The organism is Streptomyces sp. f51 (assembly GCF_037940415.1).
Lineage (GTDB): Bacteria > Actinomycetota > Actinomycetes > Streptomycetales > Streptomycetaceae > Streptomyces.
The window spans coordinates 5,621,027-5,646,946 of sequence record NZ_CP149798.1; the positions used below are offsets into that span (position 1 = coordinate 5,621,027).

A 25,920-nucleotide genomic window follows, 5' to 3' on the forward strand; every position below is an offset into this window, starting at 1 on the left:
CGGTTGACAGTTTCATAGAGTTTCGGTGGTCATAGCGTGAGGGAAACGCCCGGTTACATTCCGAACCCGGAAGCTAAGCCTCACAGCGCCGATGGTACTGCAGGGGGGACCCTGTGGGAGAGTAGGACGCCGCCGAACAAATTTTGAAGAGCTGGTCCCCGAACTTCGGTTCGGGGACCAGCTCTTTTTTGTTTTGCTTTACTTCGAGTTCACGTTGCGCGACCAGGATCCGCACCATGGGTACTGCTGCAATGCTCAGAGCCGCGGGCGTCGGAGCCGGTGACGAGGTCGTCGTACCGGCCTTCGGGAACGTGGAGGTCGCCGACGCCGTCACCGAGGCCGGCGCCACCGTCGTCTTCGCCGACATAGACCCGGCCACGTACTGCCTGGACCCCTCGGCGGTGCAGGCGGTCATAACTCCCCAGACGGCGGCCCTCGTTGTCGTGCACCGCTTCGGCCGCACCGCCGACCTGGCGCGGCTGCGGGACCTGGGGCAGCGGCATGAGCTGCTGGTGCTCGAACAGGGGGAGTCCGAGGCGCCGTACGACGAGATCGCGCAGCGCAGGGAGCGGGCCGCGTATCTCGACAGCCGGCTCAGTGGCGTACACACACCGGCCGGCGGGGACGGGCACACCTACCAGCAGTACGTGGTGCGCGTGCCCGGCAACGGCCGGCCGGACCGCGACGCCTTCGCAAGGGCCGTACGGGCCAGGGGAGTCGAGTGCCGGGTTCCGGTGAAGACCCCCGTGCACCGTCTGCCCGGGTTCCGCCGGGACGTACAGCTTCCCGAGACCGAGCGGGCCGCAGACGAGACCCTTTCGCTGCCCGTGGACGGGACGTTGACGAAGCGAGAGATGCAGCGGATCGTCTCCGCGTGCAACGCGCTCGGCGGACTGCTGCAACCCGCCTTCTGATCAGCGGCGGACGGGTTGGGAGCACGGCCCAATTCAGGGTATGATCTCTCTTGTTGGCGCGAGGGAAACCTCGAAAGCGACAGGCCCCCCTAGCTCAGTCGGCAGAGCGTCTCCATGGTAAGGAGAAGGTCAACGGTTCGATTCCGTTGGGGGGCTCAGAAAGAAAAGGCCTCCGCCCTTGTGGGCGGGGGCCTTTCGCATGTCGGGAGTCTTTTCGCATATCCCGGGGCGCCGAGGCGCGTATCCCGGCGGCCGAGGCGACCTGAGCCCCCGGGACACACGTCCCAGGGGCGTCGGACCGCCGGATCTCAGTCCTTCTGGAGACCGGGGACGCGCATCGCCAGGATCGCCATGTCGTCCGACGGGGCGTCGGAGGCGAAGCGTTCCACCGCGCGCATGATGCGCGCGGCGACGGCGCCGGCCGTCAGCCCCGTGCACGTGGTGAGGACGTCGGCCAGGCCGTCGTCACCGAGCATGCGGGTGCCCTCGCGGCGCTCCGTCACGCCGTCCGTGACACACAGCAGGACATCGCCCGGATCGAGCGTGACCCTCTGCTCGTACAGCTCCAGGTCCTCCATCACCCCGAGGAGCGGCTGCGGTTCGGCGGCCGGCTCGACCGTGCCGTCCTGGCGCAGCCGCAACGGCAGCGGATGGCCGGCGCAGACGACCTTCAGGACGGCGCTGCCGTCCTCCTGGGGCCACAGCTCGCCGTAGAGGAGGGTCAGGAAGCGGCTGCGGGCGCCCTCGTCGAGGATCGCGGAGTTCAGCCGCTCCAGGACGGCGGGGCCGCCGTATCCCTCGCGGGCCAGCAGGCGCAGCGCGTGCCGGGCCAGGCCGGTGACCGCCGCCGCCTCCGGGCCCGTACCGCAGACGTCGCCGATGGCGAAGCCGTAGGCGCCGTCGCGGATCGGGAAGAGGTCGTAGAAGTCGCCGCCGACTTCGTTGCCCTCGCCTGCGGCGCGGTAGATGACCTCGACCTCGACGCCCTCGATCTGCGGGAGTTCCGGCGGCAGGAGGCTGCGCTGGAGGGACTGGCTGATGGCCGTGCGCTCCGAGTACAGACGGGCGTTGTCCAGTGCGAGGGCCGCGCGCCGGGAGAGGTCCTCGGCCAACTCCAGGATCTCCTGGCGGAAGTGCTCGTCCGACGGCTTGCCGAGGGTCAGCATGCCGATGACCCGGTTGCGGGCGACCAGGGGCAGGACCACGGTCTCGCCGCCGACCGCGGCGGCCGTCGCGAGTGTCGTGCCGATGCCGGAGCTCACCGACGGCTGTCCGCGGAGGCCCAGGCTGCGCATCGAGGTCCGCAGGGCGGCGTCGTGGGCGGCCGCGGCGGGGGCCGCCCAGACGCGGGCGCCCGGGGTGGGCACGGGGTCCGGCGGGGCGATCTTCGAGAGCAACGCCTTGAGGCCGTCGATGAGTTCCTCGTCCTCGTGCAGGACGTACGAGAGGTACGGATCGGAGGCCTGGTCGGCGATCGTGTAGACGGCACACCAGGTGGCCAGGGTCGGGACCGTCATCTGCGCCATGAGGGCGAGGGTCTGGTCGCGGTCCAGGGTGCCGGCGAGCAGGTCGGAGGCCTCGACGAGGAAGGACAGGGAGCCGCGGCGCAGACGTTCCAGCTCGCCGAGGCGGGCCGATTCCACCGCCAGGGCGATGCGGTCGGCGGCGAACTGGAGGCGCAGGGCCTCTTCGTTGGAGTAGCGTCCGGGCGCTTCGGCCGCGACGCCCAGGGAGCCGGTGAGGCGGCCCTCGACCTTCAGCGGGACGGTGACGACCGAGCGCATGCCGGTGCCGCCGAGGAGCGGTACGGCGCCGGGGACGACCGTCAGGTCCTCGTGGACGGCGGGCATCCGGGCGGAGCCGTAGCGGCCGGGGCCCGCCTCGACGGGGACGCGGGCGAAGCGCTGGCGCGCGGAGGGCAGGCCCGTGGAGGCGCGTACCTCCAACTCCGTCTCGTCGTCGGTCGCGAGGAGCAGGAAGGCGGAGTCTCCGTCGAGCATGTCGCGGGCCCGTTCCACCGTGCGCTGGAGGAGGCCGTCGAGGTCGTCGGGGGCCGGCGATCCGATGAAGACCTCGAACGGGTCCGTTGCCTGGCCTTCCGTGTGGGAGCCCGAGTCGGAGGCGGGTCCGCGCAACGGGGTCTGGAGGACGGCGCGTTCGTAGTCGCGGACCAGGAGGCAGACGGTGGAGGGCTCGCCGCCGGTGTCGCGGACGCGCAGGTGCGAGGCGTACACCGGGGTGACCCGGCCGTCGGCGCAGCGGACGCCGTAACTGCCTTCCCAGCGCGAGAGTTGGAGGGCCTCGACGATGCCGGTGCCGGTGCCGGGGGTGTGCGGCCAGGCCGCGAGGTCGGTGAGGGGTTTGCCGGTGACCTGCTCGGCCGCGTAGCCGAAGAGTTCCTCGGCGTCCTCGTTCCAGGCGTTGATCGCGCCGGTGCGGTCGATCTGGATGACCGCCACGCGGACGCGGCCGTCGGCCAGGGGGAGGAGGTCCGCGGGGAGCGAGGGGCCGGCGGTTCGGGTGCCGACCGCGCGCTCGGGGAGGTCGAGCTGGAACCAGACCTGCTTGTGGGTGGGGGTGTACTCGACACCCCAGCGGCGGGCGAGGGCCGCGCACAGCTGGAGGCCGCGGCCGCCTTCGCGGTCGGGGCTGCCCATGTTGACGGCCGTGGCCTGGAGTGGGATCTCGCGTTCGGGGTAGTGGTCCGCCACCTCGATGCGTACGCCGTCGTCGCTGCGCAGACACAGAACGTCGGCGGAGGTGCCCGCGTGCACGACGGCATTGGTGACCAGTTCGCTGGTCAGTACGACGGCGTCGTCGACGATGTCGGCGAAGCCCCAGCCCTGGAGCGTGTCCCGGACGAACGAGCGGGCGGTCGCGACGGACCGTCCCACGGGTTCGAAACTGGCGGCCGCGCGCGCGGTGATCACAGAACTCCCTGTCCGGTCGTCGGCATGCGAGGCTCCGAGGCCCGCCCGCTCCTGTGTGGGCAGAGCGTGGTGCCCTGTCGGCCGGGGATCCTGGGGTGTCCCTCCAGGATGCAGTCCGGTGGTCATGGTGCGGTGCCCCTCCGATGCCTGCCCGCTCGTACTCGTGCCACCGCCCAGGCCGGACGGGACCGGCACGGCTGGACAGCCGCTTGCAAGGTTACTTACCTTCGCGGCCCCTGCGGATGCCGGTCACGGGTGTTTCCGTCTTGAAGAGTGCGGTGTTTCCGTTCGGACACGTGGGTGTGATTGCCTCCGGCCAGGACTGGAGTGCTGCCCCGACGTGTGCGGACGATGTGCGAAGCTGCCGAACTGTTATGGCCTGGTTCGGCCGGGGTGAAACACTGGGCAGGCTCCAGGTAGTAGGTCCGGGCAGGTCGGATGCCTCCCGTGCACCACGAGAAGAAGTACCCGAGTACGCCGAGCAGTATCGGTCGACCCTTGCGGGAGGGACACAGTGGAGTCTGGCGCAGCGACGCGGGGCGGTAGGACGCGCGCGAAAGGCGGACAGTCCCTGAAGAGCGGGCGCACACCGCACACCGGCACCACCGAGGTGGACACGGCGGCCCTGAACAGGCTGCTGGCGGCCCTGGTGTCGATGAGGGACGGCAACTTCCGCAAGCGGCTCACTGTTTCCGGCGACGGCGTGATGTCCGAGATCTCGGCCGTCTTCAACGAGGTCGCCGACCGCAACATGCACCTGACGGGTGAGCTGTCGCGGGTACGGCGTGTGGTGGGCCGTGAGGGAAAACTCACGGAACGGCTGGAGGCGGGCGCCGGTGAGGGCGCCTGGGCGGCCGCGATCGACGCGTCGAACGCGCTGGTGGACGATCTCGTACGACCCGTCTCCGAGGTCGGCCGGGTACTGTCCGCGGTCGCGGAGGGCGATCTGTCGCCGCGCATGGACCTGCGCGCGCAGGCGGCCGACGGGAACGGGCATCCGCTGCGCGGTGAGTTCCTGAAGGTCGGCCGAACGGTCAACAACCTGGTGGACCAGCTGTCGACGTTCACCGACGAGGTCACGCGTGTGGCCAGCGAGGTGGGCACGGAGGGCAAGCTGGGCGGTCAGGCCCGGGTCCGCGGTATGTCCGGTTCGTGGAAGGACCTCACGGACTCGGTCAACACGATGGCGTACCGGCTCACCGCCCAGGTGCGTGACATCGCTCTCGTGACGACGGCGGTCGCCAAGGGTGATCTGTCGCGGAAGGTCACCGTTCATGTGGCCGGCGAGATGCTGGAGCTGAAGAACACCGTCAACACGATGGTCGACCAGCTGTCCTCGTTCTCCTCCGAGGTGACCCGTGTCGCGCGCGAGGTGGGTACGGAGGGTGAGCTGGGCGGTCAGGCCCAGGTGCCCGGTGTGGCCGGTGTGTGGAAGGACCTCACCGATTCGGTGAACCTCATGGCCGGGAACCTGACGGCCCAGGTGCGCGGGATCGCGCAGGTGACCACGGCGGTGGCGAGCGGTGACCTGTCGCAGAAGGTGACCGTCTCCGCGCGCGGTGAGGTCGCGCAGCTCGCCGAGACGATCAACCAGATGACCGAGACGCTGCGGACGTTCGCCGACGAGGTCACGCGTGTCGCCAACGAGGTGGGCGGCGAGGGCCGGCTCGGCGGTCAGGCGAACGTTCCGGGGGCGGCGGGGACGTGGAAGGACCTGACGGACTCCGTCAACACGGTCTTCCGGAACCTCACCACCCAGGTGCGTGACATCGCGGCCGTGACGACCGCCGTGGCCAACGGTGACCTGTCGCAGAAGGTCAGTGTCCAGGTCGCCGGCGAGATGCTGGAGCTGAAGAACACCGTCAACACGATGGTCGACCAGCTGTCGTCGTTCGGTGTCGAGGTCACGCGGGTGGCGCGCGAGGTCGGCGTCGAGGGTGAACTGGGCGGCCAGGCACAGGTTCCGGGAGTGGCCGGAACGTGGAAGGACCTGACGGACTCCGTCAACACGGCGTTCCAGAACCTGACCGGCCAGGTGCGCAACATCGCCCAGGTGACCACCGCGGTCGCGAACGGCGATCTGTCGCAGAAGGTCACCGTCGAGGTCGCCGGCGAGATGCTGGAGCTGAAGGTCACCGTGAACACCATGGTGGACCAGCTGTCGAGCTTCGCCGACCAGGTGACGCGGATGGCCCGTGACGTGGGCACGGAGGGCCGCCTCGGCGGACAGGCCCGGGTGGACGGTGTGTCCGGCACCTGGAAGGAACTCACGGACTCCGTCAACTTCATGGCGGGGAACCTGACTTCGCAGGTACGGCAGATCGCGCAGGTGACCACGGCGGTCGCCCGGGGTGATCTCTCGCAGAAGATCGACGTGGACGCGCGCGGCGAGATCCTGGAGCTGAAGAACACCATCAACACGATGGTCGACCAGCTCTCCGCGTTCGCCGACCAGGTGACCCGGGTGGCCCGTGACGTGGGTACGGAGGGCCGGCTCGGCGGGCAGGCGCAGGTGCCCGGTGTCGCCGGTGTGTGGCGCGACCTGACCGACTCGGTGAACGGCATGGCCGGCAACCTCACCGCCCAGGTGCGCAACATCGCGCAGGTCGCGACGGCGGTGGCCCGCGGTGACCTGTCGCAGAAGATCGACGTGGACGCGCGCGGCGAGATCCTGGAGCTGAAGAACACCCTCAACACGATGGTGGACCAGCTCTCGAACTTCGCCGAGCAGGTGACGCGGGTGGCCCGCGAGGTGGGCACCGAGGGCATCCTCGGCGGGCAGGCCGAGGTGCAGGGTGTCTCGGGCACCTGGAAGGACCTCACCCAGTCCGTGAACTTCATGGCCAACAACCTGACCAGCCAGGTGCGCAACATCGCCGAGGTCACGACCGCGGTCGCCATGGGAGACCTGTCGAAGAAGATCACCGTCGACGCCAAGGGCGAGATCCTCGAACTGGTCACGACCGTCAACACGATGGTCGACCAGCTTTCCTCGTTCGCCGAGCAGGTGACCCGGGTGGCCCGCGAGGTGGGCACCGAGGGCCAGTTGGGCGGTCAGGCGCGGGTGCCCGGGGTCACGGGCATCTGGAAGGACCTGAGCGACAACGTCAACCTGATGGCCTACAACCTGACCATGCAGGTGCGGAACATCTCGCAGGTGGCGGCGGCCGTCGCCAACGGCGACCTGACCCGGACGGTGACGATCAAGGCGAGCGGCGAGGTCGCGCAGCTCGCCGACACCTTCAACACCATGGTGAAGACGCTGAGTTCGTTCGCCGAGCAGGTCACCAAGGTGGCCCGCGAGGTGGGCACGGACGGCATCCTCGGCGGTCAGGCGCACGTCCCGGGAGTCGCGGGGACGTGGAAGGACCTCACCGAGTCGGTGAACGGGATGGCGTCCAACCTGACCGGCCAGGTCCGCAACATCGCGATGGTCACCACGGCCATCGCCAAGGGCGATCTCACCAAGAAGATCGACATCGACGCGCGCGGCGAGATCCTGGAGCTCAAGACCACCATCAACACGATGGTCGACCAGCTGTCGTCGTTCGCCGAGGAGGTCACCCGGGTCGCCCGGGAGGTGGGCACGGAAGGGCAGTTGGGCGGTCAGGCGCGGGTCCGGGACGTCGACGGCACCTGGCGCGACCTCACCGAGTCGGTGAACGAGATGGCCGGGAACCTGACCCGGCAGGTGCGTGCCATCGCGCGCGTGGCGACCGCGGTGACCCGGGGTGACCTGAACCTGAAGATCGACGTGGACGCCTCCGGCGAGATCCAGGAGCTCCAGGACTACATCAACAAGATGATCGCCAACCTCCGCGACACCACCATCGCCAACAAGGAGCAGGACTGGCTGAAGGGCAACCTCGCCAGGATCTCCGCCCTGATGCAGGGCCGGCGCGATCTCGACGACGTGGCCTCGCTGATCATGAGCGAGCTGACGCCGGTGGTCTCGGCCCAGCACGGCGCGTTCTTCCTCTCGATGCCGCTGGTCGACGGCAAGGACGCGGGCACCGAGGACGACGAGGCGTACGAGCTGCGCATGCTCGGGTCGTACGGCTACTCGATGGGTTCCATGCCGACCTCGTTCCGGCCCGGCGAGGCGCTGATCGGGACGGCCGCGCAGGAGAAGCGCACGATCCTCGTGGAGAACGCGCCGAGCGGCTATCTGAAGATCTCCTCCGGGCTCGGCGAGGCCCCTCCGGCCCAGGTCATCGTGCTCCCGGTGCTCTTCGAGGGGACCGTCCTCGGGGTGATCGAGCTGGCGTCGTTCACGCCGTTCACGCAGATCCAGAAGGACTTCCTGAACCAGATCGCGGAGATGATCGCGACGAGCGTCAACACCATCTCGGTCAACACCAAGACGGAGGTTCTGCTGCGGCAGTCGCAGGAGCTCACCGAGCAACTGCGCGAGCGGTCCGCGGAGTTGGAGAACCGGCAGAAGGCGCTCCAGGACTCGAACGCGGAACTGGAGGACAAGGCCGAGCTGCTGGCCCAGCAGAACCGCGACATCGAGGTCAAGAACACCGAGATCGAGGAGGCGCGGCAGGTCCTGGAGGAGCGCGCCGAGCAGCTCGCGGTCTCCATGCGCTACAAGAGCGAGTTCCTGGCGAACATGTCGCACGAGCTGCGCACCCCGCTCAACTCGCTGCTGATCCTGGCCAAGCTGCTCGCCGACAACGCGGACACGAACCTCACGCCCAAGCAGGTGGAGTTCGCCGAGACGATCCACGGCGCGGGCTCCGACCTGCTCCAGCTCATCAACGACATCCTCGACCTGTCCAAGGTCGAGGCGGGCAAGATGGACGTGTCGCCGACCCGGATCGCGCTCGTCCAGCTCGTCGACTACGTGGAGGCGACCTTCCGGCCGCTGACCGCGGAGAAGGGGCTCGACTTCTCCGTGCGGGTCTCGCCCGAGCTGCCCGCCACGCTGCACACCGACGAGCAGCGGCTGCTCCAGGTGCTGCGCAACCTGCTGTCCAACGCGGTGAAGTTCACCGACTCCGGTGCGGTCGAGCTGGTGATCAGGCCCGCCGGCGCGGATGTGCCGGTGGCCATCCGCGAGCAGCTCCTGGAGTCGGGTTCGCTGCGGGACGCGGACGCCGATCTGATCGCGTTCTCCGTGACCGACACCGGCATCGGGATCGCGGCGAGCAAGATGCGGGTGATCTTCGAGGCGTTCAAGCAGGCGGACGGCACGACGAGCCGCAAGTACGGCGGTACGGGGCTCGGCCTCTCCATCTCGCGGGAGATCGCGCGGCTGCTGGGCGGCGAGATCTACGCCCAGAGCGAGCCGGGACGCGGCTCCACCTTCACCCTGTACCTGCCGCTGCACCCGAGCGAACTGCCGCCGCAGGGGTACGGGCAGCTCGCGCCGACGATGGAGGCGGGTGAGCTGCTGGCCTCCGAGGCCGAGCTGCGCAGCATCGGGATGCCGGCCGAGGTGAAGTCGTACCAGGACGCCCAGAACGGGCCCGCCGCGCTGTTCAGGAGGCGACGCAGGGCACTGCCGACGGCCGAGCAGCGCGCGGACGCGGCCGGGCAGCAGGAGGGGAGTGCGGGGGCCGCTCAGGAGCCGTGGGCGGCCGGACAGCAGGACGCGGGAACGCAGCAGGGGCGGGGCATCCGCTTCGAGGGCGAGAAGGTCCTGATCGTCGACGACGACATCCGCAACGTCTTCGCCCTGACCAGCGTCCTGGAACAGCACGGGCTCTCGGTGCTGTACGCGGAGAACGGCCGCGAGGGCATCGAGGTCCTGGAGCAGCACGACGATGTGACGGTCGTTCTGATGGACATCATGATGCCCGAGATGGACGGCTATGCCACGACCACGGCGATCCGGCGGATGCCGCAGTTCGCGGGGCTGCCGATCATCGCGCTCACGGCGAAGGCCATGAAGGGCGACCGGGAGAAGGCGATCGAGTCGGGTGCCTCCGACTACGTGACCAAGCCGGTCGATCCCGATCATCTGCTCTCGGTGATGGCGCAGTGGATGCGCCAGGGGTGACACACTCGGGGGAGTGACGCGGGCCGTCACGGTGTGCCGGACACCGGAACACCGTGCGGCACGGCCGTTTCGGACGGCCCCGCGTCGGATGACTGACTGTGCCCGAAGCCGTGTAGAAGCGCGGGATACGGGGAACCTTCTGGTCCCCTGCCGCGTTTCTGCTACGTGCACAGTGACATCACGGTGACAGGGTGTGGCGACGGGCGGGGTGCGGCTAGCATGACCGGCACAAGGACGGGCGGCGCAAGGGAGTCGTCCCCTGGGGCGGCGCCCGGCGCTTCCCCAAGTCCTGCGGACAGGGGAGGCCCCATGCCGGGGCGAGGAGGGCGGGCCATGGTGCAGAAGGCCAAGATCCTCCTGGTCGATGACCGGCCGGAGAATCTGTTGGCGCTGGAGGCGATCCTCTCCGCGCTCGATCAGACACTGGTACGGGCATCGTCCGGGGAGGAAGCGCTCAAAGCGCTGCTCACGGACGACTTCGCGGTCATTCTGCTGGACGTTCAGATGCCGGGCATGGACGGATTCGAGACCGCCGCGCACATCAAGCGGCGGGAGCGGACCCGGGACATCCCGATCATCTTCCTGACCGCCATCAACCACGGCCCGCACCACACCTTCCGGGGGTACGCGGCCGGCGCGGTGGACTACATCTCCAAGCCCTTCGACCCGTGGGTGCTGCGCGCGAAGGTCTCGGTGTTCGTCGAGCTCTACATGAAGAACTGCCAGCTCCGTGAGCAGGCGGCCCTGTTGCGGCTCCAGTTGGAGGGCGGCGGCAAGGCGGCGCTCGGCGAGTCCAAGGAGCCGGCCGGACTCCTCGCCGAACTCTCCGCGCGCCTCGCGGCCGTCGAGGAGCAGGCCGAGGCACTGTCCAAGCAGCTCGACGACGACTCCGCGGACGCCGCGGCCGTGGCGACCGCGGCCCATCTGGAGCGCAAACTCACCGGTCTGCGCAGGGCGCTGGACGCGCTGGAGCCGGGCACGGGCAGTGGCGCTCCCTCGGTGCCGTCCCAGGGCTGAGGCCCCGTGAGGAAGCCTTGCGCGGACCGCGCGAGGGCGTGAGGAAGCGTCAGTTCCTTTCCCGGCAAGGCTGACACGATCGGGTGAAGTCGGGATTCCCCCTGTTCGAGCGAAGTCGAGAACTTGGGGGAGGCACACGTGCCGCCGTCCACTCCACCGGTAACCTCACACACATGGCCTCACGTCAGTCCGCAGCCAAGAAGCCGCCCGCGAAGAAGGCGGCCGCTCCGACGAAGGCTCCGGCGAAGAAGGCCCCCGCGAAAAAGGCCCCCGTGAAGAAGGCCGCCGCCAAGGCGCCGGCCAAGAGGGCCCCCGCGAAGAAGCCCGCCCCGGCGCCGGCGCCCAACCCGACCGCGGGCGTGTACCGACTCGTACGCGCCCTGTGGCTGGGCATCGCCCACGCCGTCGGAGCCACCCTGCGCGGGATAGGGCGGGGGGCCAAGGGACTCGATCCGGCACACCGCAAGGACGGGCTCGCGCTCCTGCTGATCGGTCTCGGGCTGATCGTCGCCGCGGGCACGTGGTCCAACCTGCGCGGTCCCGTCGGCGACCTCGTCGAGATGCTGGTCACCGGCGCCTTCGGCCGTCTCGACCTCCTCGTCCCGATACTCCTCGCCGTGATCGCGGCGCGCCTCATCCGGCACCCCGAACAGCCCGAGGCCAACGGCCGCATCGTGATCGGTCTGTCGGCGCTCGTGATCGGTGTGCTCGGTCAGGTGCACATCGCGTGCGGTTCGCCCGCGCGCAGCGACGGCATGCAGGCGATAAGGGACGCCGGAGGGCTCATCGGCTGGGGGGCCTCCACCCCGCTGACGTACACGATGGGTGACGTCCTCGCCGTACCGCTGCTGGTGCTGCTCACGATCTTCGGACTGCTGGTCGTCACCGCGACCCCGGTCAACGCGATCCCGCAGCGGCTGCGGCTGCTCGGCCAGAAACTCGGCGTCGTCCAGGCCGACTTCGACGAGGACGCGTTCCGCGAGGACGAGGAGCGCTACGACGAGCAGTGGCGCGAGGGGATCACGCCGCGCCCCGGCGGACGCTCGCGCGCCCCCGAGGCGTACGACGCCGTCGACGCCGAGCAGGAGGCGCTCACCCGGCGCAGGGGCCGTCCCCGGCGGCCCGGCGCGCAGCAGCCCGACATGAACCGGCCGATGGACGCCGTGGACGTCGCCGCGGCCGCCGCAGCGGCGCTGGACGGAGCCGTGCTGCACGGGATGCCGCCCTCGCCCCTGGTCGCCGATCTGACGCACGGCGTCAGCGTGGAGCGCGAGGGGTACGAGGAGACGACCCCGGTGCCGGCCGCCCGCGCCAAGGTGGTCCCGGGCGCCAAGCGGCCCAAGCAGGAGAGCCTGCCGGTCGAGTCCGTCGTGCCCGACCTCACCAAGGCCGCGCCCGACGCCCCGCGCGAGCTGCCCCCGCGCGCCGAGCAGCTCCAACTCTCCGGGGACATCACGTACGCGCTGCCCTCGCTCGACCTCCTGGAGCGCGGCGGTCCCGGCAAGACCCGCAGCGCCGCCAACGACGCGGTCGTCGACTCCCTGCGGCAGGTGTTCGCCGAGTTCAAGGTGGACGCCGACGTCACGGGCTTCACCCGCGGGCCGACGGTCACGCGCTACGAGGTGACGCTCGGCCCCGCCGTGAAGGTCGAGCGGATCACCGCCCTCACCAAGAACATCGCGTACGCGGTCGCCAGCCCCGATGTGCGGATCATCAGCCCGATCCCCGGCAAGTCGGCGGTCGGCATCGAGATCCCCAACACCGACCGCGAGATGGTCAACCTCGGTGACGTGCTGCGGCTCGCGGACGCGGCGGAGGACGACCATCCGATGCTGGTCGCGCTCGGCAAGGACGTCGAGGGCGGCTATGTGATGGCCAACCTGGCGAAGATGCCGCACGTCCTGGTCGCCGGTGCCACCGGTTCCGGCAAGTCGTCCTGCATCAACTGCCTGATCACCTCGGTCATGGTCCGGGCGACCCCCGAGGACGTGCGGATGGTCCTCGTGGACCCCAAGCGCGTCGAGCTGACCGCCTACGAGGGCATCCCGCACCTGATCACCCCGATCATCACCAACCCGAAGCGGGCAGCCGAGGCGCTCCAGTGGGTCGTACGGGAGATGGACCTGCGCTACGACGACCTCGCGGCGTTCGGGTTCCGGCACATCGACGACTTCAACGAGGCCATCAGGAACGGCAAGGTCAAGCTGCCCGAGGGCAGTGAGCGCGAGCTCAGCCCGTACCCGTACCTCCTGGTGATCGTCGACGAGCTGGCCGACCTGATGATGGTGGCGCCGCGTGACGTCGAGGACTCGATCGTGCGCATCACGCAGCTGGCGCGCGCGGCCGGCATCCATCTGGTGCTCGCCACGCAGCGGCCCTCCGTGGACGTCGTCACGGGTCTGATCAAGGCGAACGTGCCCTCCCGCCTGGCGTTCGCCACCTCGTCCCTCGCGGACTCGCGGGTCATCCTCGACCAGCCCGGCGCCGAGAAGCTCATCGGCAAGGGCGACGGACTCTTCCTGCCGATGGGGGCCAACAAGCCCACGCGTATGCAGGGCGCCTTCGTCACCGAGGACGAAGTCGCGGCGATCGTCCGGCACTGCAAGGATCAGATGGCGCCCGTCTTCCGGGACGACGTCACGGTGGAGACCAAGCAGAAGAAGGAGATCGACGAGGACATCGGTGACGACCTCGACCTGCTGTGCGCGGCCGCCGAACTGGTCGTCTCCACGCAGTTCGGGTCGACCTCGATGCTCCAGCGCAAGCTGCGTGTCGGCTTCGCCAAGGCGGGCCGGCTCATGGACCTCATGGAGTCGCGCGGGATCGTGGGACCGAGCGAGGGTTCCAAGGCGCGTGACGTCCTCGTGAAGGCCGACGAGCTGGACGGGGTGTTGGCCGTCATGCGCGGGGAAGCAGAAGCGTAGAGCCCCTCGGCGAGGGGGGACGGTGTGGCCGGCAACGGCAGGGTGCGTACGGGGCGGTCGCTCGGGGAGCGGCCGCGCTGTCGGGCGGATGGCGGAACGTCATGTTCCGAACCTGGCTGATGCATGAACGTGACTCACCCGTAAGGAGTCGGTGAGCAACCGTTTCGCCTTGTCGCACGTCAAGTTGTGCGAAGGGACGCCACCATGTCCCTATATCAGGATGACCGGCCATTCTGATGGCGTACAAAGTCCCACCGCCCGGTTGCCCCACCCTTTCGTACCCCCCCTAAACTGTACTTCCAGCACAGGTGGCTACACGCTCGAAAGGCGCCCCCGTGTCCATCGTCAACTCACCTGACGGCAACTCCCCCGAAGACGAGCGTCCGTTCGAAGACGACCTTGCGGCCGAGCGGCCCTCGATCGGCCGTGCCCTTCAGAAGGCACGCATCGAGGCCCACCTGACCGTCGACGACGTCAGCAACGCCACCCGCGTCCGTATCACGATCATCCACGCCATCGAACAGAACGACTTCGCCCCCTGTGGCGGCGACGTCTACGCGCGCGGGCACATCCGGACCCTGGCCCGCGCCGTCCGGCTCGATCCGGCTCCGCTGCTCGCGCAGTACGACGCCGAGCACGGCGGACGTCCCGCGCCGACGCCCGCCGCGCCGCTCTTCGAGGCGGAACGCATCCGTCCCGAGCGCCGCGGACCGAACTGGACGGCCGCCATGGTCGCCGCGATCGTCGCGGTGATCGGCTTCGCCGGGTTCACCATGGTCAAGGGCGGCGGCAACGGCGACGACTCGAAGACCCAGGTCGCCGAGGGGTCCACGCCGATCACCAAGAAGGCCCCCTCACCGTCCGCGACCGCCACCAAGCCCGCCGACCCGAAGCCCGAGCCGTCCGACAGCGCCATCGCGGCCGCCCCGCAGGACAAGGTGACCGTCCAGGTCAGCGCCGCGGACGGACGCAGCTGGATCTCCGCCAAGGACCACAACGGCCGGATGCTCTTCGACGGGCTGCTGAAGCAGGGCGAGTCCAAGACCTTCCAGGACAGCTCCAAGATCAACCTCATCCTCGGCGACGCCGGAGCCATCCAGCTGTTCGTCAACGGCAAGAAGATCGAGGATCAGTTCCAGCCGGGCGCGGTGGAGCGTCTGACGTACACCAAGGGCGACCCGCAGGTCGGCTAGGGGTCCCTGTAGCACACCGTCGACGGGGTTGGCCAAGATCGGCCAACCCCGTCGACGTGGGGCGTCGGCCAGACAAAGTAGTCTTGAGCCCATGCCTGAACGCCGTACCGTCGCACTCGTCACCCTTGGCTGCGCCCGTAACGAGGTGGACTCGGAGGAGCTCGCAGGCCGCTTGGAGGCGGACGGCTGGCAACTCGTGGAGGACGCCGAACAAGCGGATGTCGCCGTCGTCAACACCTGCGGCTTCGTCGAAGCCGCCAAGAAGGACTCCGTCGACGCCCTGCTCGAAGCCAATGACCTCAAGGGGCACGGCAGAACGCAGGCTGTCGTCGCCGTCGGCTGCATGGCCGAGCGGTACGGCAAGGAACTCGCCGAGGCGCTTCCCGAGGCCGACGGCGTGCTCGGCTTCGACGACTACGCCGACATCTCCGACCGCCTCCAGACCATCCTGAACGGCGGCATCCACGCCTCCCACACCCCGCGTGACCGGCGCAAGCTGCTGCCGATCAGCCCGGCCGAGCGGCAGAGCGCCGGCGAGGAAGTGGCCCTGCCCGGCCACGGCGCCCCCACCGACCTCCCCGAGGGCGTCGCCCCGGTCTCCGGCCCCCGCGCGCCCCTGCGCCGCCGCCTGGACGGCTCCCCGGTCGCCTCCGTGAAGCTGGCCTCCGGCTGCGACCGCCGCTGCACCTTCTGCGCCATCCCCTCCTTCCGCGGCTCGTTCATCTCGCGCCGCCCCAGCGACGTCCTGAACGAGACCCGCTGGCTCGCCGAGCAGGGCGTCAAGGAGGTGATGCTCGTCTCCGAGAACAACACCTCGTACGGCAAGGACCTGGGTGACATCCGTCTCCTGGAGACGATGCTCCCCGAGCTGGCCGAGATCGACGGCATCGAGCGAGTGCGGGTGAGCTACCTCCAGCCCGCCGAGATGCGCCCCGGACTCATCGACGTGCTGACCTCGACGCCGAACGTCGCCCCGTACTTCGACCTGTCCTTCCAGCACTCCGCGCCCGACGTGCTGCGCTCGATGCGCCGCTTCGGCGACACCGACCGGTTCCTGGAGCTGCTCGACACCATCCGCGCCAAGGCCCCGCAGGCCGGCGTGCGCTCCAACTTCATCGTCGGCTTCCCCGGCGAGAGCGAGGCCGACCTCGCGGAGCTGGAGCGTTTCCTCACCGGCGCCCGCCTCGACGCGATCGGTGTCTTCGGGTACTCGGACGAGGAGGGCACCGAAGCGGCGACGTACGAGAACAAGCTGGACGAGGACGTCGTCGCCGAGCGCCTCGCCCGCGTGTCGCGACTCGCCGAGGAACTGGTCGCCCAGCGGGCCGAGGAACGCGTCGGCGAGACCGTCCACGTGCTCGTCGAGGGCATCGACGACGAGGACGGCGCGTACGGCCGCGCCGCGCACCAGGCGCCGGAGACGGACGGCCAGGTGCTCTTCACGAGCGGCGAGGGTCTGACTGTCGGCCGTATCGTCGAGGCCAAGGTGGTCGGCACGGAAGGTGTCGACCTGGTGGCCGAGCCGCTTCCGGGCTCGCTCTCGAGCGCTGAGGAGGCGGCCAGATGACCGGAGCCCCGGCATCCGCGGCGGGCGGCTCCCCCGGCGCCAAAGGCGCGACGGGCGCCCCCGGCGCATCCGATGCCCCGGACGGCACGTCCGGCGCTCCGGGAAGCCCGAAGACACCGCGTGGCGGGAAACTGGGCGCCGCGGCCGTCAACCAGGCGAGCCTGTGGAACATCGCCAACATCCTGACCATGATCCGGCTCGTCCTCGTACCGGGCTTCGTGGCGCTGATGCTGGCCGACGGCGGATACGACCCGGCCACGCGGGCCTGGGCCTGGGCCGCCTTCGCCGTCGCCATGATCACCGACATCTTCGACGGTCACCTGGCGCGCACGTACGACCTCGTCACGGACTTCGGGAAGATCGCCGACCCCATCGCCGACAAGGCGATCATGGGCGCGGCGCTCGTCTGCCTGTCGGGGCTCGGCGATCTGCCCTGGTGGGTCACCTTCGTGATCCTCGGGCGCGAGCTCGGCGTCACCCTGCTGCGCTTCGTCGTGATCCGCTACGGGGTCATCCCGGCGAGCCGCGGCGGCAAGCTGAAGACGCTGGCCCAGGGCACGGCGGTCGGCATGTACATCCTGCCGCTGACCGGGGCGCTGGCCACGCTGAGGTTCTGGGTGATGGCCGTCGCGGTCGTGCTGACCGTGGTCACCGGAATCGACTATGTGAGACAGGCCATTGTGCTGCGCCGCCGCGGAATCGCCGAGCGGCGGGCAGCCGCCGCGGAGGCCGAGCGGTGACTCCCACGGCCACCGAAGTGGTGCGACTACTCACAGTGAAGGGCGAGACGCTCGCCGTCGCCGAGTCGCTCACCGGTGGCCTGGTGGCCGCGGAGATCACCGCGGTTCCGGGTGCCTCGAAGGTGTTCCGGGGCTCCGTGACCGCGTACGCCACCGAACTGAAGCACGAGCTGCTCGGCGTCGACGCCACTCTTCTGGCCGAGCGCGGAGCGGTGGACGCGCAGGTCGCGGCACAGATGGCGGCGGGAGTCCGCGAGGCGCTCGGCGCCGACTGGGGGATCGCGACCACCGGCGTCGCCGGTCCCGACCCCCAGGACGGGCAGCCGGTCGGTACGGTCTACGTGGCCGTCGACGGGCCCTTCGAAGCGCCGTCCGGCACCCCCCGTGGCGGGAAAGTGGCGCCGCTGCGGTTGAACGGCGACCGGGCGGAAATCCGTATGGAGAGTGTACGCAGCGTACTCGCGCTGCTCCTTGGGGAGCTCGCGGGCGAACAGACCGGAAATGAGCGGGCACAGGATACGGAACAGAACGGGGGGTTTTGATGTTTGCAGCCCTGAGTGAACACGACATCGCTCCCCGCACGGCCGCGGCGCAAGGCGGTACGGTGGGGCGTGAAGGATGCGGCTACGCGGTCCGAGGAGGGAGCCACCGATGATTCTGCTCCGTCGCCTGCTGGGTGACGTGCTGCGTCGGCAGCGCCAGCGCCAGGGCCGTACTCTGCGCGAAGTCTCCTCGTCCGCCCGAGTCTCACTCGGCTATCTCTCCGAGGTGGAGCGGGGGCAGAAGGAGGCGTCCTCCGAACTGCTCTCCGCGATCTGCGACGCGCTGGACGTACGGATGTCCGAGCTCATGCGGGAAGTGAGCGACGAGCTCGCCCTCGCCGAGCTGGCACAGTCGGCAGCGGCCACTGATCCGGTGCCCGCACCGGTGCGTCGCCCGATGCTCAATTCCGTCTCGGTGACCGGTGTGCCACCGGAACGGGTCACGATCAAGGCGCCTGCCGAAGCGGTCGACGTCGTCGCCGCCTGACGCTCCCGGCTCGCTCTCGCCGAGCCGGCAGACGTACCACCGAAGCCCCGGCCGGGGCTTCCCCGGGGAGACCCGGAGAAGCCGGGCCGGGGCTTTCGCGTTCCCCGGGGGGCCTGGAGAGAGCCCGGCCTGGGCTTTCGTGGTCCCCGTGGTCCCTCGTGGGTCCGTTTGCCGGTATCCGGTGCGGCCTCCATGGTGGAGAGGCCCCTCCGTGGTGGAGGGACCCGGCCGGGCCGGTGCGGGCCGCCCTCGCGAGCGGCGAGGCGCTCCGCTCAGCCCGGGCCGGTGCCAGATGCCGTCGGTGCGGCCTGCTCGCGCGTGAGATCGGCGGCCCGGTGCCGCGCCGGAGGAGGGTGCCATGGCAGGGCGAATAGTGCGCCGGGGGGCGTGTGTGGTGTTCGGTGCGCTGTGGTGGTTCAGCGTGCTCCGGCTCGCGGTGGTGCCCGGTGCCGGGGTGCTGGAGGGAACGGTCGCCGCGGGCGGGTGGGGGCTCAGCCTGCTGCCGGTCCACTGCGTGCCGAAGTCCCGGGCGGCCGGTGCCGTGGGGGCGGACCGGTGGCGGGGCCGGGGGCGGGCGACGCGACGCGGGGGTGGCGCGTGGGCCCGGCGCGTGGACGGGACGGGGCGTGGGAGCGGCGGCGCGAGGGGACGCGGGCGCGAGGGCGGGACGGGGCGCGGGGGTGCTACCAAGGCATGGCGACGCCGCCGTTGGGGCGGAGGATCTGGCCGGTGGTGAACACCGAGGCGTCCGAGGCCAGGTACAGCACGGCGTGGGCGATGTCCTCGGGCTCCCCGACGCGGCCCAGCGGCGACAGGCGCGCCATGAACGCCTCGGTGTGGGCCTGCCGCTCCCCGTGGCGGTCGGTCATGGGGGTGCGGATCCAGCCCGGCGCCACCGCGTTGACGCGGATGCCGTGCGGGCCGGCCTCGGTCGCCAGCGTCTTCGTCAGCTGGACGACGGCCGCCTTGGCCGCGCTGTAGCACAGCAGGCCAGGACCGCCGGAGTCGATGGCGCCCGACGCCATGGTGACGATGCTGCCGCGGACACCGTGCGCGATCATGGAGCGGGCGGCCTCCTGACACGCGTACAGGACCCCCTTGAAGTTGACGTTCAGCACCCGGTCCAGGTCCTCGTCCAGGGTCTCCAGGACGGGGCTGCTGTGCATGATCCCGGCGATCGCCGCCATGACGTGGAGCGGGCCGCACGCGGCGACGGCCGCCCGGAACCGGTCCCGGTCCCTGACGTCGAGCCGGTGGCCGAGGGCGGTGCCGCCCAGTTCCTTGATCAGCGTCGCCGTCTCGTGGGCGCCCTGCTCGTCGATGTCCGCGCAGTGCACGGTGGCGCCCGCCTGCGCCAGCAGGACCGCCGTCGCGCGGCCGATGCCGCTGCCCGCGCCGGTGACGAAAGCGGTGCGTCCGATGAGGTCGTACGCGGGAAGACCCATGAAGGGACCGTACGAAGGAATCTGACGGGTCGTCAATTGGTTGGACGGGACTGCTCCTGTCCGGTGCGGCGGTGCGCCGCGACGATGCCCCGGCCTGCGTCCGCGCGCGGGGTGGGGCCCGCCTGACACCGAGGACACCAGTACGTCGGCCGTTCACGGGATCCGTCGCCCTGGTTCCCCGAGCGGACCGGCGTGCCGCAGCGCAGACACGGCCGTGGGGCGCGCCCGTACACGAACAGGCTCTGTTCGCGGCGCCCGGTGGTGACACGGACCGGACGGTCGCGGTTGAACTCCAGCAGCTTCTTGGCGAGCACCGGCAGCTGGACGGCACGGTCGGCGGGCAGCGCGCCCACGGGGAGCCAGGGCGTGACCCCGAGCAGGAAGCACAGCTCGCTCTTGTACACGTTCCCGATGCCGGCGAGATTGCGCTGGTCGAGCAGGGCCTCGCCGAGGGCGCGGCCGGGGTCGCGCCGGAGGTTCTCCAGGGCTCGGGCCGGGTCCCAGTCAGGGCCCAGGAGGTCGGGGCCGAGGTGGCCGACCGCGCGGGACTCGTCGGTGGTGCGGAGCAGTTCCAGGACGGGCAGGCGGTAGCCGACCGCCGTCAGGTCCTCCGTGCCGAGGACGGCCCGGATCTGGTGCCCGGGACCTCCGCTCCAGCGGCGGCCGTTCTCGTACACCTTCCACGCGCCGTCCATCCGCAGATGCGAGTGCAGGGTCAGTCCGCCCTCGATCCGGGTGAGGAGGTGCTTGCCGCGCGGAGTGACGTCCAGGACGGAGCGGCCGGTGAGGTCGGCCGTGGCGTACCGCGGCACCCGCAGGTCGGAACGGGTCAGGACCTTGCCCGCGAGGGCGACGTGCAGACGCCTCGCGGCCTGCCAGACGGTGTCTCCTTCGGGCATGGCTCCAGGGTGGCACGGTGGGGGGCGGTCGGTCAGGCGCGAAGGCGGAGCCCACGCGGGGTGGCGATGAAGCCTGCTCCTTCCAGAAGGGTGCCGAGGGGCGAGGTGAGGGCCGAGGCGCCGTTGACACGCTCGACGGTGACGGTGCCCAGCGAGCCCGCGCGGGCGGCCGCGGCGAGCGCCTCCGCCGCGGTGCCCAGTCGGGTGTCCCGCGAGACGGGAGCGTCCGGGTCGGCCGGCCAGGCCAGCAGGGTCTTGCCGCCGCGCTCCATGTACAGGGCCAGTTCACCGTCGACCAGGACGACCAGCGAACCCGCTTTGCGGCCCGGCTTGTGGCCCGCCTCGGTCGGGGACTCGGGCCAGGGAAGGGCCGCGCCGTACGCGTTGGCGGGGTCGGCCGCGGCCAGTACGACGGCAGGGGAGGCGGTACGGGGCCGGGAGCCGGCGCCCGCGAAACCCGCACCGCCGGGGTGGCCGGCGCCGTTCGCCGGGTACCGCGAGCCACCGCGGCGGGTCGGGCTGTTCCCGCCGTGCCGCCCGTCAGGGTAGGCCCCGTCGGGGTGCGGGGAGCCGGCCGAGAGGGCGGAGTCGGCGGAGAAGGTGTGGTCGTCGCCGAAATCGAAGTCGTGGGCGGAGCCGAAGTCGTGGGCGGAGCCGGGGTCCAGGGGGGAGACGGGGCCGAGCGGGGAATCGGGGTCGAAGGGGAACTCGGGGTCGACCGGAGAGCCGGGGGCGTGGCCGGCGGGGAGGCCGTTCAGGGCGTCCGGACCGCCGTCGGTGAGGTCGCTCCCGTCCGTGAAGGCGTCGCTGCCGTGCCCCTTGCCGTCGTGGCCCGCCGAACCGGAACGCCGGAAGGCGGCGCTGTCCGGGAAACCGTGGGCGGCGGGGGAGTTGTCCTGGAGGGGCGGCTCGATGAGGGCGACGCCCCGGTCACGCGCGTTCGCCACCGCCCGGAGCCGGTCGACCGCGCCGTCCATGGCGAACTGGGCCGCGCCGAGCCCCTCGACCACATACCCCCGCCGTGCCTGGCCGCTGTCCTCGAACGCCGACAGGATGCGGTACACGGCCGAGAAGCCTCCCTCGACACCCTCCGCCGCCACGGCCCCCCGCGTCACCACTCCGTGCCGGTCGAGCAGCGTGCGGGTTAGGGTGTGGGCGCGGACCGTCGGGTCGGGTTCACGCCCGGGCAGCAGTGACCAGCGGCCCGCCGCGGTGGGGGGACCCGTGCGCGACTGGGGGCGCGCTCCTCCCGTCAGGGAGCCGTAACGCCCCCGGGGGACCGCTCGCTTGGCACGGTGGGCCGTCGAACCCGCGGTGCGGCCCGAACCCAGCAGGGAGCGCATCGGCGCGAGCGTGTCGTTCGTCAGACGTCCGGACCAGGCCAGCTCCCAGATGGCGTCGGCGAGCTGTGGATCGGTCGCGTCGGGGTGCGTGGTGGCGCGGACCTGGTCGGCGATCTGGCGGAAGAACAGGCCGTAGCCCCCCGAGAGGGCGTCGAGGACCGATTGGTGCAGCGCCGTCGGCTCCAGGGGGTGTGCCGCAGGAAGGAGCAGGGGGGCGGCGTCCGCGAGATACAGCGACACCCAGCCGTCCTTGCCCGGCAGGGAACCCGCCCCCGCCCACACCACCTCGCCGGCGGCCGTGAGCTCGTCCAGCAGAGCGGGGGTGTAACCGGCGACCCGGGACGGCAGCACGAGCTTCTCCAGCGCGGACGCCGGCACCGACGCGCCCTGCAACTGCTCGACGGCACGCACCAGTCCGTCGACACCGCGCAGGCCGTGCCCGCTGCCCACGTGCTGCCACTGCGGCAGGAACTGGGCGAGCGCGGCGGGCGGGACCGGCTCCAGCTCATGGCGCAGCGCGGCGAGCGAACGACGGCGCAGCCTGCGCAGCACCGTCGCGTCGCACCACTCCTGGCCGATGCCCGCCGGATGGAACTCCCCCTGGACGACCCGGCCGCTCGTGGCGAGGCGGTGCAGCGCGCCGTCGGTGACGGCCGTGCCGAGGCCGAAGCGGGCGGCGGCCGTCGCCGAGGTGAACGGCCCATGGGTGCGCGCGTACCGGGCGAGGAGATCGCCGAGGGGATCCTTCACCGGCTCGGTGAAGGCCTCCGGGACACCGACGGGCAATGCCGTGCCGAGCGCGTCGCGCAGCCGGCCCGCGTCCTCGATCGCCGCCCAGTGATCGGCTCCGGCGACGCGGACCCGGATGGCGCGGCGGGCGGCGGCCAGTTCCGACGCCCACTCCGGCTCCGCGCCCCGCTCGGCCAGCTCGGCCCGGGTGAGCGGCCCCAGCAGGCGCAGCAGGTCGGCGACGCCCTCCACGTCCTTGATGCGCCGGTCCTCGGTGAGCCACTGGAGCTCGCGCTCAAGATCGGCCAGGACGTCGGCGTCCAGGAGCTCACGCAGTTCGGCCTGGCCCAGCAGTTCGGCCAGCAGCCGCGAGTCAAGCGACAGCGCGGCCGCCCGCCGCTCGGCGAGCGGCGAGTCCCCCTCGTACAGGAACTGGGCGACGTAGCCGAAGAGCAGGGAGCGGGCGAAGGGCGAGGGCTCGGGGGTGGTGACCTCGACGAGCCGCACCTTGCGGGACTCGATGTCGCCCATCAGCTCCGTGAGCCCCGGCACGTCGAAGACGTCCTGGAGGCATTCGCGGACCGCTTCCAGGACGATCGGGAACGAACCGAACTCGCTGGCCACCTGGAGGAGCTGGGCGGCGCGCTGCCGCTGCTGCCACAGAGGGGTGCGCTTGCCGGGGTTGCGGCGCGGCAGCAGCAGGGCGCGGGCGGCGCATTCGCGGAAGCGGGCGGCGAAGAGGGCCGAGCTGCCGACCTGGTCCGTGACGATCTGGTTGACCTCGCCCTTGTCGAAGGCGACGTCCGCCGCGCCGACCGGGGCCTGCTCCGTGTCCCACTCCGTGCCGGACTTCGAGGGCGCCTGGTCGAGCAGGTCAAGGCTCATCAGATCGGCGTCGGGCAGCCGCAGCACGATGCCGTCGTCCGCGTGCATGACCTGGGCGTCCATGCCGTACCGCTCGGAGAGCTTGGCGCCCAGCGCGAGGGCCCAGGGGGCGTGGACCTGGGCGCCGAACGGGGAGTGCACGACCACGCGCCAGTCGCCCAGCTCGTCGCGGAAGCGTTCGACGACGATCGTGCGGTCGTCCGGGATGTGTCCGCACGCCTCGCGCTGTTCCTTGAGGTAGGCGATGACGTTGTCGGCGGCCCAGGCGTCCAGGCCCGCGGCGAGCAGGCGCAGCCGGGCGTCGCCCTCGGGGAGCGATCCGACCTCGCGGAGGAACGCGCCCACCGCGCGCCCCAGTTCGAGCGGCCGCCCGAGCTGGTCGCCCTTCCAGAAGGGCAGCCGGCCGGGGACACCGGGCGCAGGGGAGACGAGCACCCGGTCCCGGGTGATGTCCTCGATGCGCCAGGAGCTGGTGCCGAGGGTGAAGACATCGCCCACCCGGGACTCGTAGACCATCTCCTCGTCGAGCTCGCCGACCCGGCCGCCGCCCTTCTTGGGGTCGGCCCCCGCGAGGAACACTCCGAAGAGTCCGCGGTCGGGGATGGTGCCCCCGGAGGTGACGGCGAGACGCTGGGCGCCGGGGCGGCCGGTCACCGTGCCCGCCACGCGGTCCCACACCACCCGGGGCCGCAGCTCGGCGAACGCGTCGGACGGATAGCGGCCCGCGAGCATGTCGAGGACGGCGGTGAACGCCGACTCCGGGAGCGAGGCGAAGGGAGCCGCCCGGCGGACCGTGGTGAGCAGATCGTCGACCTGCCAGGTGTCGAGCGCCGTCATGGCGACCAGCTGCTGCGCCAGTACGTCCAGGGGATTGGCGGGGACCCGCAGGGACTCGATGGAGCCGGTGCGCATCCGTTCGGTCACCACGGCCGCCTGCACCAGGTCACCCCGGTACTTCGGGAAGACGACACCGGTGGAGACCGCCCCCACCTGGTGACCCGCGCGGCCCACCCGCTGGAGCCCCGAGGCCACGGACGGCGGCGACTCCACCTGGACGACGAGATCGACCGCGCCCATGTCGATGCCCAGTTCGAGGCTGGAGGTGGCGACCACGGCGGGCAGACGGCCGGCCTTCAGGTCCTCCTCGACCTGTGCCCGCTGCTCCTTGGAGACCGAACCGTGGTGGGCGCGGGCGATGACCGGCGGCGCTCCCTGGGCCGCGCCCGAACCGCCCATCAGCTCGGCCGGCGCGTGCGCCTCCTCCAAGGGCTCGCCGGTCGCCCGCTCGTAGGCGATCTCGTTGAGCCGGTTGCACAGCCGCTCGGTCAGGCGGCGCGAGTTGGCGAACACGATCGTCGAGCGGTGGGACTGGACGAGGTCGGCGATCCGCTCCTCGACATGCGGCCAGATGGACGGCTTCTCCGCGCCCTCCTTGCCGTCGGCGGCCGGGGATCCCCCCAGCTCGCCCAGGTCCTCCACCGGGACGACCACGGAGAGGTCGAACTCCTTGCCGGACGGCGGCTGGACGATCTCCACCTTGCGGTGGGGCGAGAGATAGCGCGCCACCTCGTCCACGGGACGCACCGTCGCGGAGAGGCCGATGCGCCGGGCGGGCTTGGGCAGCAGTTCGTCGAGACGCTCCAGCGTGAGCGCCAGATGCGCGCCGCGCTTGGTGCCCGCGACCGCGTGCACCTCGTCCAGGATCACCGTCTCGATGCCGGTCAGCGCGTCGCGGGTGGCCGACGTCAGCATCAGGAACAGCGACTCGGGGGTCGTGATCAGGATGTCCGGCGGACGGGTGGCCAGCGCCCGGCGCTCGGCGGGCGGGGTGTCGCCGGAGCGGATGCCCACCTTCACCTCGGGCTCCGGCAGTCCGAGCCGCACGGACTCCTGCCGGATTCCGGTCAGCGGACTGCGCAGATTGCGCTCCACGTCGACCGCGAGTGCCTTGAGCGGTGACACGTACAGGACCCGGCAGCGCTTCCGCGGGTCCGCCGGGGGCGGCGTCGAGGCCAGCTGGTCGAGCGCGGCGAGGAACGCGGCCAGTGTCTTGCCGGAACCGGTGGGTGCCACGACCAGCACGTCCGAGCCCGCGCCGATGGCCGCCCAGGCCCCGGCCTGGGCCGCGGTGGGCGCGGAGAAGGCCCCCGTGAACCAGCCGCGGGTCGCGGGGGAGAAGCCGTCGAGCGCTCGGTGTGCGGAGCTGACCATGCGTCCATCCTGCACCCGCCCACTGACAACCGCGCTGACCTGCGAGAACGCCACGGCGGTGCGGACGGGCGGCGGTCGGCTCCGGCG

Annotated in this window: 14 protein-coding genes, 1 tRNA gene and 1 rRNA gene; 12 read left to right on the forward strand and 4 right to left on the reverse strand. The window is 71.0% G+C overall.

Annotation, left to right across the window (positions count from 1 at the left end; all coding sequences use genetic code 11):
- The first annotated feature begins 21 nt into the window (after positions 1-21).
- From rrf to WJM95_RS24540, 3 genes are all read left to right on the forward strand, one after another.
- A 5S ribosomal RNA gene (gene rrf, locus WJM95_RS24530) occupies positions 22-138 on the forward strand.
- A 113-nt stretch (positions 139-251) separates the two neighbouring features.
- Positions 252-914, forward strand: coding sequence for a DegT/DnrJ/EryC1/StrS family aminotransferase (locus tag WJM95_RS24535; protein ID WP_339135808.1), 663 nt, complete (start codon positions 252-254; stop codon positions 912-914).
- Between the two features lie 83 nt (positions 915-997).
- Positions 998-1,070: transfer RNA gene (locus tag WJM95_RS24540), tRNA-Thr, on the forward strand.
- A gap of 152 nt (positions 1,071-1,222) precedes the next feature.
- Here WJM95_RS24540 and WJM95_RS24545 read toward each other — a convergent pair.
- Positions 1,223-3,970 carry a SpoIIE family protein phosphatase gene (locus WJM95_RS24545; protein ID WP_339131957.1) on the reverse strand — a complete coding sequence of 916 codons (2,748 nt, stop codon included), beginning with the start codon at positions 3,968-3,970 and terminating at the stop codon, positions 1,223-1,225.
- A gap of 388 nt (positions 3,971-4,358) precedes the next feature.
- On the opposite strand from WJM95_RS24545, the gene WJM95_RS24550 reads away from it, so the two are divergent.
- The 9 genes from WJM95_RS24550 to WJM95_RS24590 all read left to right on the forward strand — a co-directional run bounded on the left by WJM95_RS24550 (position 4,359) and on the right by WJM95_RS24590 (position 19,057).
- On the forward strand, positions 4,359-9,851 hold the full coding sequence (locus WJM95_RS24550; RefSeq protein ID WP_339131958.1) for a HAMP domain-containing protein: 5,493 nt from the start codon (positions 4,359-4,361) through the stop codon (positions 9,849-9,851).
- Between the two features lie 333 nt (positions 9,852-10,184).
- Positions 10,185-10,868 carry a response regulator gene (locus WJM95_RS24555; RefSeq protein WP_339131959.1) on the forward strand — a complete coding sequence of 228 codons (684 nt, stop codon included), beginning with the start codon at positions 10,185-10,187 and terminating at the stop codon, positions 10,866-10,868.
- A 173-nt stretch (positions 10,869-11,041) separates the two neighbouring features.
- Positions 11,042-13,792: a DNA translocase FtsK gene (locus WJM95_RS24560; protein ID WP_339131960.1), complete on the forward strand. Its 2,751-nt coding sequence runs from the start codon at positions 11,042-11,044 to the stop codon at positions 13,790-13,792.
- A 335-nt stretch (positions 13,793-14,127) separates the two neighbouring features.
- Positions 14,128-14,985, forward strand: a complete 858-nt coding sequence (locus WJM95_RS24565; protein WP_339131961.1) for a RodZ domain-containing protein — start codon at positions 14,128-14,130, stop codon at positions 14,983-14,985.
- A gap of 91 nt (positions 14,986-15,076) precedes the next feature.
- Positions 15,077-16,552 (forward strand): 30S ribosomal protein S12 methylthiotransferase RimO, encoded by a 1,476-nt coding sequence (rimO, locus tag WJM95_RS24570; protein ID WP_339131962.1) that lies wholly within the window; start codon positions 15,077-15,079, stop codon positions 16,550-16,552.
- Positions 16,549-17,292: a CDP-diacylglycerol--glycerol-3-phosphate 3-phosphatidyltransferase gene (gene pgsA / locus WJM95_RS24575; RefSeq protein WP_339131963.1), complete on the forward strand. Its 744-nt coding sequence runs from the start codon at positions 16,549-16,551 to the stop codon at positions 17,290-17,292. Before rimO ends, pgsA begins: the two co-directional genes overlap by 4 nt.
- Positions 17,289-17,834, forward strand: a complete 546-nt coding sequence (locus WJM95_RS24580) for a CinA family protein (protein ID WP_339131964.1) — start codon at positions 17,289-17,291, stop codon at positions 17,832-17,834. The genes pgsA and WJM95_RS24580 overlap by 4 nt, the downstream gene beginning before the upstream one ends.
- A gap of 109 nt (positions 17,835-17,943) precedes the next feature.
- Entirely contained in the window at positions 17,944-18,321 is a 378-nt protein-coding gene (locus tag WJM95_RS24585; RefSeq protein WP_148010798.1) for a helix-turn-helix transcriptional regulator, read from the forward strand.
- 358 nt (positions 18,322-18,679) lie between these two features.
- Positions 18,680-19,057 carry a hypothetical protein gene (locus WJM95_RS24590; RefSeq protein WP_339131965.1) on the forward strand — a complete coding sequence of 126 codons (378 nt, stop codon included), beginning with the start codon at positions 18,680-18,682 and terminating at the stop codon, positions 19,055-19,057.
- Here the strand turns inward: WJM95_RS24590 and WJM95_RS24595 are convergent.
- Genes WJM95_RS24595 through WJM95_RS24605 form a run of 3 tightly spaced genes read right to left on the reverse strand, consistent with a single transcriptional unit; the run spans position 19,005 to position 25,833 of the window.
- Positions 19,005-19,766 (reverse strand): SDR family NAD(P)-dependent oxidoreductase, encoded by a 762-nt coding sequence (locus WJM95_RS24595; protein ID WP_339131966.1) that lies wholly within the window; start codon positions 19,764-19,766, stop codon positions 19,005-19,007. The genes WJM95_RS24590 and WJM95_RS24595 overlap by 53 nt on opposite strands.
- Before the next feature lie 32 nt (positions 19,767-19,798).
- Positions 19,799-20,665, reverse strand: a complete 867-nt coding sequence (locus WJM95_RS24600; protein ID WP_339131967.1) for a DNA-formamidopyrimidine glycosylase family protein — start codon at positions 20,663-20,665, stop codon at positions 19,799-19,801.
- Between the two features lie 32 nt (positions 20,666-20,697).
- Complete coding sequence (locus WJM95_RS24605; RefSeq protein WP_339131968.1) at positions 20,698-25,833, reverse strand: ATP-dependent helicase; 5,136 nt, start codon at positions 25,831-25,833, stop codon at positions 20,698-20,700.
- Positions 25,834-25,920 lie beyond the last annotated feature (87 nt).

What these genes read in the sequence shown, in the direction of transcription:
- WJM95_RS24535 (WP_339135808.1), top strand. Translation starts at nt 252, where the DNA reads ATGCTCAGAGCCGCGGGCGTCGGAGCCGGTGACGAGGTCGTCGTACCG.
- WJM95_RS24545 (WP_339131957.1), bottom strand. Translation starts at nt 3,970, where the DNA reads ATGACCACCGGACTGCATCCTGGAGGGACACCCCAGGATCCCCGGCCG.
- WJM95_RS24555 (WP_339131959.1), top strand. Translation starts at nt 10,185, where the DNA reads ATGGTGCAGAAGGCCAAGATCCTCCTGGTCGATGACCGGCCGGAGAAT.
- WJM95_RS24560 (WP_339131960.1), top strand. Translation starts at nt 11,042, where the DNA reads ATGGCCTCACGTCAGTCCGCAGCCAAGAAGCCGCCCGCGAAGAAGGCG.
- rimO (WP_339131962.1), top strand. Translation starts at nt 15,077, where the DNA reads ATGCCTGAACGCCGTACCGTCGCACTCGTCACCCTTGGCTGCGCCCGT.
- pgsA (WP_339131963.1), top strand. Translation starts at nt 16,549, where the DNA reads ATGACCGGAGCCCCGGCATCCGCGGCGGGCGGCTCCCCCGGCGCCAAA.
- WJM95_RS24585 (WP_148010798.1), top strand. Translation starts at nt 17,944, where the DNA reads ATGATTCTGCTCCGTCGCCTGCTGGGTGACGTGCTGCGTCGGCAGCGC.
- WJM95_RS24590 (WP_339131965.1), top strand. Translation starts at nt 18,680, where the DNA reads ATGGCAGGGCGAATAGTGCGCCGGGGGGCGTGTGTGGTGTTCGGTGCG.
- WJM95_RS24595 (WP_339131966.1), bottom strand. Translation starts at nt 19,766, where the DNA reads ATGGGTCTTCCCGCGTACGACCTCATCGGACGCACCGCTTTCGTCACC.
- WJM95_RS24600 (WP_339131967.1), bottom strand. Translation starts at nt 20,665, where the DNA reads ATGCCCGAAGGAGACACCGTCTGGCAGGCCGCGAGGCGTCTGCACGTC.
- WJM95_RS24605 (WP_339131968.1), bottom strand. Translation starts at nt 25,833, where the DNA reads ATGGTCAGCTCCGCACACCGAGCGCTCGACGGCTTCTCCCCCGCGACC.